Source organism: Fibrobacter sp. UWH9, from assembly GCF_900129715.1.
Lineage (GTDB): Bacteria > Fibrobacterota > Fibrobacteria > Fibrobacterales > Fibrobacteraceae > Fibrobacter.
Genome location: NZ_FQWP01000030.1, coordinates 17,667 through 30,416, shown reverse-complemented (window position 1 = coordinate 30,416; position 12,750 = coordinate 17,667). Strand labels below are relative to the sequence as shown.

11 protein-coding genes are annotated in these 12,750 nt (G+C 44.6%); 5 read left to right on the top strand and 6 right to left on the bottom strand.

Annotation, left to right across the window (positions count from 1 at the left end):
• From BUB94_RS15185 to BUB94_RS15165, 5 genes are all read left to right on the top strand, one after another.
• Positions 1 to 204, top strand: a 204-nt coding sequence (locus BUB94_RS15185) for a transposase (protein WP_139258420.1), incomplete at its 5' end; no start/stop codon positions are given.
• Between the two features lie 172 nt (positions 205 to 376).
• Entirely contained in the window at positions 377 to 982 is a 606-nt protein-coding gene (locus BUB94_RS15180; protein WP_073238619.1) for a type IV toxin-antitoxin system AbiEi family antitoxin domain-containing protein, read from the top strand.
• On the top strand, positions 975 to 1,871 hold the full coding sequence (locus BUB94_RS16955; protein WP_073238615.1) for a nucleotidyl transferase AbiEii/AbiGii toxin family protein: 897 nt from the start codon (positions 975 to 977) through the stop codon (positions 1,869 to 1,871). The genes BUB94_RS15180 and BUB94_RS16955 overlap by 8 nt, the downstream gene beginning before the upstream one ends.
• A gap of 142 nt (positions 1,872 to 2,013) precedes the next feature.
• Entirely contained in the window at positions 2,014 to 2,316 is a 303-nt protein-coding gene (locus tag BUB94_RS15170) for a helix-turn-helix domain-containing protein (protein WP_073157900.1), read from the top strand.
• A 71-nt stretch (positions 2,317 to 2,387) separates the two neighbouring features.
• On the top strand, positions 2,388 to 3,587 hold the full coding sequence (locus BUB94_RS15165) for a type II toxin-antitoxin system HipA family toxin (RefSeq protein WP_212668356.1): 1,200 nt from the start codon (positions 2,388 to 2,390) through the stop codon (positions 3,585 to 3,587).
• 140 nt (positions 3,588 to 3,727) lie between these two features.
• Here the strand turns inward: BUB94_RS15165 and BUB94_RS15160 are convergent, their stop codons facing one another.
• The 6 genes from BUB94_RS15160 to leuS all read right to left on the bottom strand — a co-directional run bounded on the left by BUB94_RS15160 (position 3,728) and on the right by leuS (position 12,581).
• Positions 3,728 to 4,528, bottom strand: a complete 801-nt coding sequence (locus BUB94_RS15160) for a hypothetical protein (protein ID WP_073238612.1) — start codon at positions 4,526 to 4,528, stop codon at positions 3,728 to 3,730.
• A gap of 14 nt (positions 4,529 to 4,542) precedes the next feature.
• A complete protein-coding gene (locus BUB94_RS15155; protein WP_073238609.1) occupies positions 4,543 to 4,962 on the bottom strand; it encodes a hypothetical protein in 420 nt (139 codons plus the stop codon).
• Positions 4,955 to 5,362, bottom strand: coding sequence for a hypothetical protein (locus tag BUB94_RS15150; RefSeq protein ID WP_139259100.1), 408 nt, complete (start codon positions 5,360 to 5,362; stop codon positions 4,955 to 4,957). The genes BUB94_RS15155 and BUB94_RS15150 overlap by 8 nt, the downstream gene beginning before the upstream one ends.
• A gap of 1 nt (position 5,363) precedes the next feature.
• On the bottom strand, positions 5,364 to 8,159 hold the full coding sequence (locus tag BUB94_RS15145; RefSeq protein WP_073238603.1) for an AAA family ATPase: 2,796 nt from the start codon (positions 8,157 to 8,159) through the stop codon (positions 5,364 to 5,366).
• 244 nt (positions 8,160 to 8,403) lie between these two features.
• On the bottom strand, positions 8,404 to 9,273 hold the full coding sequence (locus BUB94_RS15140; RefSeq protein WP_073238622.1) for an Abi family protein: 870 nt from the start codon (positions 9,271 to 9,273) through the stop codon (positions 8,404 to 8,406).
• 614 nt (positions 9,274 to 9,887) lie between these two features.
• Positions 9,888 to 12,581, bottom strand: a complete 2,694-nt coding sequence (gene leuS, locus BUB94_RS15135; RefSeq protein WP_073238599.1) for a leucine--tRNA ligase — start codon at positions 12,579 to 12,581, stop codon at positions 9,888 to 9,890.
• Between the last annotated feature and the right edge of the window lie 169 nt (positions 12,582 to 12,750).

Genomic DNA, 12,750 nt, shown 5'->3' with positions numbered 1-12,750 from the left:
CTCAACACAATCAGGCTGGGCGTGTCAAACGCAAGGATCGAGGCGACGAACAACAAGATAAAGCTACTGATACGGACTGCCTATGGCTTCAGGAACATGAACAACATGCTGTCGCTGATAATGTTGAGCTGTTCCTATGTAGATGTAAAGATAGCCTACGAATGGGAATCGGAATCGAGAGAATCATCTAGCAAGGCTGCCTAAATGCTACCACACATATTGATGATGCCTCAGAAAAAGACCTAAAATTCTTCAATTTACACAAAAAACATACAAATTTCTACGGCACATATTATAAATATGCCGTAGATTTTTACGCACAACAAACAATACACAAACATTTGCATTTGTGTATTAAATATTGTATATTTAGACCATGTCCAAAATCATGGTAGCACACGATATTGTAGCCTCATACGACGGCATTGTCAGAACATCCGACTTCAACGAAAACGGAATCCGCAATGACGAGCTGTCTAGATTCTGCACTAGCGGAAAACTTTACAGAGTTCGCAAAGGCGTGTACTGTGCCGTTCCGACGAACGAAATAGCAGAAGAACAGCTGCTTGCAGAACTCTTGCCCGATGTAGTCATCTGCATGGAATCGGCACTCTACTATTACGGCTATAGCGACCACGCCCCCACGGAATGGACGATTTCCGTGCCTAGATCATTTTCACGTTCCAGACTTAAAATTGAAGGACTTTTTCTAAAACCACGATATGTGCAAGAAGAACTTTTCGACCTTGGGCTAAGCACGGAAAACTTCAACGGGTTCGAACTAAAAATTTACGACCGAGAACGATGCGTTTGTGACTGCTTCAAGTACCGCAACAAAATAGACAGCGAGCTATTCAACAAGGCCTTGAACGCCTACGCAAGCGACCCTCAGAAGAATCTAATGAAGCTTCTGGATTACGCCCGGAAAATGCGAGTACAAAAGAAAGTTAGAGAAATTATGGAGGTTTTGCTCAATGGCTGATCGCGCAGCATCGGTACTTGCCAAAATACGAAATAAATCCAAGGAAATGGGCTGGAACAGCATGCAAAGCCTTCAGCTATTTTGCCAGGAAGAATTCATCCGCAGAATCAACCTTTCAAAATACAAAGATACATTTATTTTGAAAGGCGGCCTGCTCATTTACGCGCTTTCAAATTTTGGAAGCAGAACAACCCGAGACGCAGATTTTCTCGTTGAGAACCTCTCAAATTCTCCAGAAAGAATGCGCGAAATCATTCACGAGATAATAAATACGGAATCAGAAAATGACTTTGTAACTTTCGAATTGGCAAATCTAAAAGAGATTGCCAAAGAAAAGAAATACACTGGGGTTTCTGCATTTCTCATCGTGAAAATCAAAAACACCCGTACAGGGATAAACATTGATTTTGGATTTGGAGACACAATCATTCCAAAACCAAAAACAGCAACCTTTCCTGTTCAAGTCGAAGGGTTTTCATGCCCTCAAGTAAGAGTTTACCCCGTAGAAACAATCATCGCGGAAAAAATTGACGCAATCCTTGATCGAATGGAACTTTCCAGCCGAATGAAAGACTATTTTGACATTCACTTCATTCTTCAAAATTTTGATTTTGATGGTGCAACATTGAAAACCGCCATCGCGAGGACCTTCGAAAATCGACAACGTAATTACGATATGAATCGTTTTCAGAAAGTCCTTCAATTTCACAACGATCAATCTATGGGAACCAAGTGGAAAGCTTTTCTGAAAAAAGCAAAATTGTCCGAGATTCCATTTCAAAATGTCATTGAATCCTTGCAGAAATTTCTTGAATCGCCAATGCAAGCCTACTTCGACAATAGAGACTTTTTACTAGAATGGAAAAGTGACGAACAAAAATGGGTATAAAAGGACGCTTTTGACGCATTCTTACCAGTACAGGAACATTTTCATCTAAATGGTCAAGTTCATAGACAAGTCCCTAAACGCCATTCATAATGTTCAATATATTGAACATTTTAAGCAATTTTTGTATATTATATAAAACATTATGAAAAGAGCTTTATTACCATCGCAGAAAAGAATTTTAAATAACCTTGGCAAGCAGATAAAACTAGCCAGACTTCGCCGCGACCTCTCGGCAGAACAAATCGCCGAACGGGCAGACATTTCTCGTGGCACCTTGATAAAAATCGAAAGTGGTGATGAAGGCGTCTCCATGGGCCATTATTTTAGGGTACTGATTGCGTTGGGACTTGCAAGCGATATACTCCTTGTAGCAAAAGATGACGAACTCGGCAGAAAACTCCAAGACGCAAAACTAAACGTAAGAGAACGCGCCAGCAAGAAATAAGGTCTCGCAAAATGAATAATCGGTCCGTATACGTATTCTTCCATAACGAGCAGGTCCTCGAGCCTGTTCTCATGGGCATTCTGCAAGAAACCTTGCAACGAGGCAAAAGCATTTTCTCCTTTGAATTTGACAAGTTCTGGTTAAACAATCCCATTTTTCAAATTTTTGATCCTAACCTAAGCCTATTTCGGGGAAAACAATACGCACCTACTGACAAGGATAACTTTGGCGTTTTCTTAGATTCCACTCCCGACCGTTGGGGGCGACAACTCATTGACCGCAGGGAAACTATTTTGGCTAGAAAAGAAGGACGCCCCGTAATTCCCAGGACTGAATTAGATTATCTACTGGGAGTTTTTGATGAGAGCCGCATGGGAGCCCTGCGATTCAAACAGAGTCTTGACGGTGATTTCATCGACAACGACAAAGAACTAGCGACACCACCTTGGGAATCCCTTCGAAAATTAGAGGCAGCCAGCCTAAAATTGGAACAGGATGAAAATTCCATTGATGACCGTTGGTTAAAAATGCTATTACGTCCAGGAAGTTCTCTCGGAGGAGCGCGACCAAAAGCAAATGTTGTCGATGAACATGGTCATCTATGGATAGCCAAGTTCCCAAGTAAAAAAGATCGAAAAGATGTCGGAGCTTGGGAAACTGTCTGCATGACTCTTGCAAAAAAATGCGGTGTAGAAATCAGCGACTTTAAATGCATTAAACTCGGTTCCAAATATCACACTTTTTTAACAAAAAGATTTGACCGAACAGAAAATAACGTCCGCAAGCATTTTACATCGGCAATGACGCATTTGGATTATAACGATGGAGCTAATGGAGGAACCGGAGCCAGCTACCTTGAATTGGTAGAGTGGATTTCTGAACATTGCGTAAATGTGCAAGGCAACTTAGAGCAGCTTTTCAAACGAATTATTTTCAACATTGCCATTTCCAATTGTGACGACCACCTGAGAAACCACGGTTTCCTCTTAACGCCCAAAGGCTGGACACTGTCACCAGCTTATGACTTGACACCCGACGAATATGGAACAGAACTTTCGTTGAACATTAACGAAAGCGAAGCAAATCTAGATTACAATTTGGCAAGAGAAGTTGCGCCCTATTTCGGCATCGCGCCAAGCGATGCAAACAGGATTATCAAAAAAACAAACGACGTTGTTTCAAAGTGGCAAAAGGTCGCAACAGACATAGGCATTTCGCGAAGCGAGCAAGAATTTATCGCAACGGCCTTTAGAACAAAAGATGGTGTTTGAATAAAACAGAACTCGTAATAAAGAAAAGGAAGAAAGTAAATAAACCGCTAGTGGATTTGAATACACACGGTCCCGGATATAGCGTTTAATACAAAAAAACAGCCCATAACGAATCCGTTATGGGTTGTTTCCTTCAAAAACTATTCCGTCACTTGGCTTCGAGTCAATGTATATGTATTAGAGCCACCGATACCCATGCCATTGAGATAAACAGTACCATTAACATCATAACGAATTGCATATGTAATTCCACCACCGCCATCACGAATTCCAACGACTTCCACTTTGGATTCTGCGGGAACATCAAAAGAAACTTGTTTGTGATGTATCATAAACGGTTCTGTAATAGCAACTCCATCTACTTTAAGTTGAACATAATCTCCATCCTCAGCGGCATAGTCCCAAATATGAACCTTAGTCGACTTTTCAGTCTTGTCATGCGTTATTACCATATCCGCTTGCCGAACGGTTATTTGATCATCGTTCTTTACTAACCTAGCCCCAAGTTCCAATTTGTCCGACCACTGCTGTTTCAAGATTTCCTGAGCACCAACACTCGTGCTAATAGGGGTGTCCATGGGACTAACACCTCGCACTGCAAAAGAAATTGCCAAAAGTCCTGCCAAAACTGCTGACCAAAGTACCAATCTCTTTTTACGACGAACGACCGTTTCAGGCGAAGAATTTTCATGAAGACAATCCTTGTTTCCATCCACAGCATCGGAAAACTTATCAATTTTTTCCTTCTGTTTGACATCGACATCATCCTTCGATGTTTCCGTTTTCATATCCTTTCGTAAAGATTCATTTTGTGCCGGAGAAAAGGATTGAATGTCAGGAGTATCTTTTTCAATCCCCAATCTAGAGGAAGAAGTTTCTCCACCATTCAGCTCAGCGTGAGCAACCCCTTCAATTTTCATTTTACGTTTTTTCTGTTCCATAAAAATTCTATATCCTAATTAAACGGATGTTTTCTAAAATAAAATCCCATAATAATTCTACACACCAATACTTGAACTATTACAGCAATAATTGTCAACAGATGCCTTGTTGGTTCAATGACATCAAATCCATAAGCAAGAATTTTTTCAGCCAACGCAACAATAAAAAAATTACACAGAGCAAAAATACTGAACGGATAAAGTTTGTCAATCATGGTATAGCAACGTCTAAAAAATATATTTGTCAGCAAAAAAGGAATAGACACTATTTTAAAATATGTCAGTCCAAAACTAGGCAAACTATAGCCCGTAGTAAGCATAGATAGAATAAACATTAAGATTCCTAAATAAAAAAGTGCTCCCAATACCATAGTGGGAATCAGCACTAAGCAAAACCACATTCCTGCAAAAAATGTTCTTACCGAATCAAACATTCAAAGAATCCATCGGATATTTTTGAAAGAAAAGGCACATTACAAAACGTCCAAGAAGCAAAAATCCCAAAGCAATCAAATTTGAATTAAAAATCGCATACGATATCTGAATCAACGCAACGATTGTTAAATAAGCTAAAGTAGTCGCATACAGGGGGCGAATTAGAGGATTCCTTATATAAATTTCTTGAAAGATTTCCTCTGTAATTACAAAAGGAGGAATGAAGAAAAATAAAGTGACAAGTGTAATCGCCAAATTCCCCGATACAACAGTCAAGGTTCCATCCAAAATGGATACACATATTATAGCTTCAACAATCGTTACAAAAAGTAATATGATCCACGCAGCAAGTACATTCATGGACCAAGCGTAAGCACCGAACCTGTTTCCTTGATTCACACTACACCCCCTCCAAATCACAGGCCGTAATGGTTGTAAGCGCAGTCTTGGAAAAATCATTGGAATCACTCAGTCGAAGAGCTTGATTATTCAGGGATTTTTCAAAGATGTTTCTTACATATCGACCATTGCCAAATTGAGGGTTCATCTTTGCTGATTCAAAATTTTTCCGCAAGCATTCGCTAGCACCGTCATCCAAAATATATCCCTGGTCACCGTAGAACTTGCCCGCAATTTGCATAAGTTCATCCGTAGAATAATCTGGGAATTCAATAATGTTTGCAAATCGAGAATGCAAGCCAGCATTTTGATTCAGGAAATTTTCCATATCCCTACTGTAACCTGCAAGAATCACCACCAATCTATCGCGATTATCATCCATCATCTTGACAAGGGTATCTATCGCCTCGCGGCCAAAGTCATTAGGGCCACCTTGGGCAAGTGCATATGCCTCGTCAATAAATAGGACTCCGTTGAGTGCAGACTCAATGACCTCTCTTGTCTTTATGGCTGTCTGCCCAACATAGCCGGCCACTAGTCCCGAGCGATCCGTTTCCACCAACTTATTCGTGGTGATTACATTCATATTGTAAAGGACATTCGCAACGGTCCTGGCCATCATCGTTTTACCGGTGCCTGGATTGCCTGCAAAAATCATGTGCATCGTTTGCGTGTCAGAGGTTTTCAATCCAGCTTGTTTGCGAGCCTCCTTAAGCTTTAAGCGAGCTTGTAAGCTCCGGATGTACTGTTTGACGGAATCAAGTCCAATAACTTTAGACAATTCGCTTTCAAGATCAAAATCCTTAGGCCCAAAGCATCCAAAATCTTCAGGAATTAAAAGATCCAAATTCACAGGATTTTTCACGACACGCTTCGACTGCTGTAAAATCGCGGCCTCCACAACATTACGGACAAGTCTTCCGTTTCCGCCATCATTTTTGCCCTTGACCTGCGAAGCCTCAAATATCCTAAGAAGCGGTTTTTCGCAATCCGCATCCATTTTGTACCCCTTGGACTTAACAGTAACTTTTGCAATGTCAAGCATTTCTTTGGAGCTGTAATCTTCAAAATGAACAATATTAGGGAACCTGGATTTCAATCCGGAATTTGTCTTAAGAAAATCCTTCATTTCCAATTCATAGCCAGCCAAAATGACGACAAGATTCTCCCTATTATCTTCCATCCCCTTTACAATAGCGTCTATGGCTTCAAGCCCAAACGGATCTCCGGCATCTCGACAAAGCGAATAGGCTTCGTCAATAAACAGGACTCCACCGAGAGCGCTATTGATGACTTCATTTGTTTTCTGTGCGGTTTGCCCAAGATATTGTCCAACAAGATCAGCTCTTGTCACTTCGCGTAAATGCCCCGAGGAAAGCACTCCTATAGCCTTCAGGTATTTCGCGACAATCCTCGCAACAGTAGTCTTTCCCGTTCCCGGATTTCCAGCAAAAATCATGTGCATGGAGATATCCGCTTTCGGAAGACCATTGGCCGTTCTGATTTGCTGAATTTTGACATTCGTCTCCAAATCACGAATGTAATCCTTCACCTTTTTCAGACCAATAATGTTGTCAAGTTCCTTCTTGACATCAGCCAATTCCGAAGCATTTATATCTTTGGAATAATCAGCAAAATTCAATTTTTTGCCAGAGGCTAGAGATACAAAGAATTCATTTTCTACACTGGTAAGATGAATCTTCGTATTCGTCGCAATTGCATTTTGCAAAAGCATTTCAGTGAGGCCCTTGTAAAGGAACTCTTCTACGAACTTCTTTAAGCCCTTGATACCTGCATCTTTTGAAAATATCTTCACAAGTGCATTGACAACATCATCATCAAAAGACGCTTCAATATGAAGCATCCGAGAACATTTGTCAATCAAAGCCCTGCATTCCGTAAATGCAATATCCTGAAGTTGCTTTTGCGAGATCGGTTCCAGTTCAATAACATCACCGAACAATTTCGTAATCTTATTCCCAAGAACAGAAAGTATTTTCGCCTTGGGAAGTGTACTAATAAAAACAAAAAATTTGCCATTGGCAGAAATTTCAGAAATCGGATTGGAGTGAAGAACTCCCGTCGCATCCATCAGCATTCCGTTATTAGACACATAACGCTTATTCAGTTTACAAACGCCATTTTCCAACAACTGCTGAAGAATATCCAATTCACCAGCCCCTGCTTTTTCCGGTTGCTCAAATATAATGACATCAGCCTTAGACTTCAGGCAAGCATATATATCGCTCAAGAACAAAGTTCCAGAAGAATCGCTCGCATAACGGCCAAGATCAATAATCTCCGCAGACGATGATGTCAAAATTTTTTGTTGGCAGAGAATTTTACTGATGCACTGGATTGCATAAGCCTTTCCCCTACTAAGGTGTCCCAAAAGAAGAATGGAGTTTTTCGGCTTTTCTTCTTCGTACCCACTTACAAAAGGACGCTTAAATGCAGTAACCAAGGATTGAATATCCTTTTCAGACCCAATCCAAATTTTTGCAAGTTCCTTGGGAACAGGATTAAAATTAAAAGATTTTGCATTGTCCTTTACAGCATGTGCTGAAGCCTTGGAATCCTGTCTTGTAAAAATCGTAGCGAACCCTTTTTCCGGTTCATGCCCTTTCGGTTCTGATTTCACAGATTCCGATTTCGATTCGCTTTTCAATACCGTTTTTTCTACAGACGATGTAGATTGTACTTTTTGGGTTGCCCTCAAACCCTGAGGCAAGTTCTTTGCCGCAGTAAAAATCTGGTATTCAGGAAAAAGAAATTTCAGCAACTCTTTAAGATTCATCTCAGCACCTTCAATCTAAATCTATTAAAAACTGGTGACTTTTTATGTCAAAAACAAAAAATGTCCCCTATATTCGCAAAATATCGAACATACGTCTTGATAGGGACATGCTCTACACAGTTTGAATCGCTGAAAAATCGCAAGACCCAGGTCCATCTTTGGCGAGGAAGTTCCTCGCCTTTTTTGTGGAAAAAAGTTTCGTAAATCATCAGACGATATGCCGAGCTGATGATTCCGTCAAGGATTACACTTCCTTGGCAATCGCCTTCACCGCCCAATCTTTTGGGAAAGAGATGTGCTCCAATTGAATAGCTGACGAATACTTTTCAAACAACGCCTTAATTGACGGGAGAAATTCTTCGTTCCACTTTTGAGGATTCGGATACAAGTTTCGCACAGCAAGGAACGCCGCCCAAAGAGAGCGTTCATCCTTTTCTTCAACTTCCTCAATGTTTGCAGGGATTGCGGAGAAAATCCTATAGTAAAGCCTTCCATAATGGGCGCAGATATTTCGCAAGTCTGTTGCACACCTCAGCCAACTTTTTAGATTTTTCGGGATGGTCTTATAACATTCACTCGCAAAGTGTTTTTGATCCGCAAGAACAAGGTCCGCATAAAAATAGGACAACATGCCAAACGAAAATAATTCCACGGCCACCCAAATAGGGAACACGCCATCATAGCAATCCTGGTGATGCTTCACAAAAGGAACATTAGAACTATGCTCAACTTCTCTATTGAAAGTTTCTAGAAATTTTTGGTGGTTGTGCCAGCGAGAATAAATCGACGCATCCAAATAGCCAACCGGACTATATTTATGCGCATGGAAATAAGCAAGTCTCGCCCTCATAGAAATCTCTATTTCTTCAAGAGCCGAAAAAAGCGATCTTCTCAATAGTCGATCAAATTCATATATCTGTACAATCCTTGAGAAACTTGTTCCGGCATTATAGGAGCCGTCGGTTTTTCTAAATGGCAGGAAATATGCAGACAACCTGTAATAATTTATGGATTCAAGGCAGCGAACAGCAACATCAACATTCTCAATACAACAGCCACGTTGTTTGATTTTTTCTACTTGTTCCCTATAAGTTGTTGCCTTTTTTGTTTCCATAAAAAAAATGTCCCCCCTGGGACACATCAATGAGAGGTGCGGGGGGTCCTGTTGTTCCAAATATACAATCTATTTCAAAGAAAAGCAAGCGCCCATTCGCCCGTCTAGGCAAGAATTAGCCCCTATTTTAGCAGGAAGTAAGCCGGGGCGTTACGGGGGCGGCGTATGAGCGCCCGCAGTGGGGGTAGCGGAAGCCCCCTGGGTGGGGCTATAGAAAAAGCCCGCCGAAGCGGGCTTGATTATAAGGGCGAGAGGGGCTGAAGCGAGGGGGATTCCTCCCCCACCTCAACCGAACCTTACTGGCGCTCTACGAGCGCTATAACCTGCGCCTCGGTCATGCCCGTGAACAAGTTCCCGGTCGCGACACTCGGCTTACGACTACTTCACAACGATATTCACCAGCTTACCCGGCACGGCAATGACCTTCACGACGGTCTTGCCGTTAGTAAATTGCGCTCTACGAGCGCTTGCCCAATCGCCTCGGCACAAACATCTAAGCGAGTAAAGTAGAAATGCTTGCATTTCTATTTTCGAGCGACATGTTTGGTGCCTGCACAATGTCCACGCAAGCGTGGCCGCTGCTCTCGGCTCAGGGGCAATCCTTCACGCGGTCACTAAGCAGGCTTTACGACGATATTGACAAGCTTTCCTGGGACTGCGATAATCTTAACAACTTGCATTCCCTTAGTGAATTCCTGTACTCGATCGTTTTCAAGTGCCAGCTTTTCGAGAGCAGTCTTGTCCATGTCCTTGGCGACATTTGCCTTGGCGCGGAGCTTGCCGTTCACCTGGAACACGACTTCGACGGTGTTTTCCACAGCCTTGCTTGCGTCAGCTTCAGGCCATGCCACGTTGGTGAGGGATCCTTCGTGACCCAGGATGCTCCACATTTCTTCAGCGATGTGGGGTGCAAAGGGCTGCAGGAGCTTTACGAAGGTTTCGCAAGGTTCGCGGTAGCGCTTGTCCATCTTCATCATTTCGTTGTTGAAGATCATCAGCTGGCTAATGGCGGTATTGAAGCTCATGTTTTCAATGTCGCTTGTAACCTTGATGATGGACTGGTGCATAATCTTCTGGATTTCTTCCGGAGCGGCTTCGTCAACGAAGACGGGAGCTGCATCGTCGTCGCCCACCACAGAACGCCATGCGCGGCCCAGGAAGCGGTTCATGCCTTCGATGCCCTTGGTCTGCCAGGGCTTGGTTGCATCCAGAGGACCCATGAACATTTCGTACAAACGAAGGCTGTCTGCACCGTAGTCGCGAACCACGTCGTCCGGGTTCACAACGTTCTTCAGGGACTTACTCATCTTGGCAACGATCTGCTTCAGTTCGATGTCGGTACCCTTCTTGAAGAACTTGCCGTTCTTTTCTTCCACTTCGTCGGTGGGAACCTTGGAGCCGGCGGCGTCTTCGTAAGCGAAGGCAAGAATCATACCCTGGTTAAAGAGCTTCTGGAAGGGTTCGTCGGTAGAGACGAGGCCCAGGTCGAAGAGGACCTTGTGCCAGAAACGGCTGTACAGCAAGTGGAGCACAGCGTGTTCTGCACCGCCAACATACAAGTCAACCGGCATCCAGTACTTTTCAAGTTCCTTGGCCAGGAATGCGTCACCGTTGCAGGCGTCGATATAGCGGAGGTAGTACCAGCAGGAGCCAGCCCACTGCGGCATGGTGTTGGTTTCGCGAACGCCCTTGCGGCCATTAGCGTCAACAACGTTCAGCCATTCAGAAGCGTTGGCCAGCGGAGACTGACCGCCGTCACCCGGCTTGTAGTCCTGCAGATCCGGCAGCTGAACCGGCAGCTGGTCGTCATCGACGGTAGAGATTTCGCCATCCTCCCAGTGGATGATGGGGAACGGTTCGCCCCAGTAACGCTGACGGCTAAAGAGCCAGTCACGAAGCTTGTAGTTCACGGTAGCCTTACCGATCTTGTTGGCTTCGAGCCATTCGATGACCTTAGCCTTGCCAGCTTCCTTGTTGAGGCCATTGAGGCAGAGGGTGTCGTTCTGGCTGTTGATGTAGGTGCCGTCGGCAGCCCAGCATGCTTCGCCAGCGAGAACCTGGGGCTTCACGTCTTCCGGGCAAGAGGCGTCCGGTTCCATGATGCAGATAACAGGCAGGTTGAACTTCTTTGCGAATTCGAAGTCGCGGGTATCGTGGGCGGGCACAGCCATGATAGCGCCGGTGCCGTAGCCAGTCAAAACGTAGTCAGCCACCCAAACCGGAATCTTGGTGCCGGTCAGCGGGTTGATGGCGTAGGAGCCAGAGAACACGCCGGTCTTTTCCTTGGCCAGTTCGGTACGGTCCAGGTCGCTCTTGAGGGCAGCGGCATGAACGTAGGCTTCCACAGCTTCCTTCTGTTCCGGGGTAGTGAGGGTCGGAACCAGCTTGTGTTCGGGAGCCACCACCATGTAGGTTGCGCCAAACAGGGTATCGCAACGGGTGGTATAAACACGGAGCTTGTTTTCGGTGGGCTTGCCGTTTGCATCAGCGATGGCGAAATCCACTTCTGCACCCTGGCTCTTGCCGATCCAGTTCTTCTGCATGTCCTTCACGCCCTGGGGCCAATCCAGCTTATCGAGGCCCTTCAAAAGACGGTCGCCATAATGGGGGATGCGCATGAGCCACTGCTTCAGGTTACGGCGTTCCACTTCCTTGGTGCCGCACTTTTCGTGAGAACCGTCGTTCAAAACTTCTTCGTTAGCGCAAACAATCTTGCAGTGCTTGCACCACCAGACCTGAGCGTCGGCGTAGTAAGCAAGGCGCTTGGAATCCTTGAACTTGCGAACTTCTGCAGCACCCTGAGCCTGAACGTCGGCGGGAATGGGCAGTTCGACCATGGGGCGGCCCTTCTGCTGGACCTCATCGAACCAGGTGCCGTAAAGGCGCTTGAAGATCCACTGGGTCCACTTGTAGTACTTCGGGTCGGTGGTGTTCACTTCCTTTTCCCAGTCGTAAGAAAGACCGAGGCGCTGGATCTGACGGCGGAAATTGTCGCAGTTCTTCTTGGTGGTGATTGCCGGGTGTGTACCGGTCTGAATTGCATACTGTTCAGCAGGGAGACCGAAGGCATCCCAACCCATGGGGTGCAAGACGTTGAAACCCTTGGAACGCTTGTAGCGGCAAATGATATCCGTTGCGGTGTAACCTTCGGGGTGACCAACGTGGAGGCCTGCGCCACTGGGATACGGGAACATGTCCAGGCAGTAGAACTTGGGCTTGGACTGATCGGTGCCAGTCTTGAAGGTCTGATGTTCAGCCCAGTAAGCCTGCCACTTGGTTTCAATTTCTTGCGGATTATACTTTGCCATTTTTTCCTCGTTCAGCGGTGAGTTATGAGCAACGAGTAACGAGCCTTATAATCGCAGCTTCGCTGCACCTTTATGATACGCGAAGCGCCACTATTCAACTCAAACCTCAAAGCCCGCCAAGGCAGGCGACCTCATACCTCACGGCTAGTTAAAATTTTACGGCGAAAAA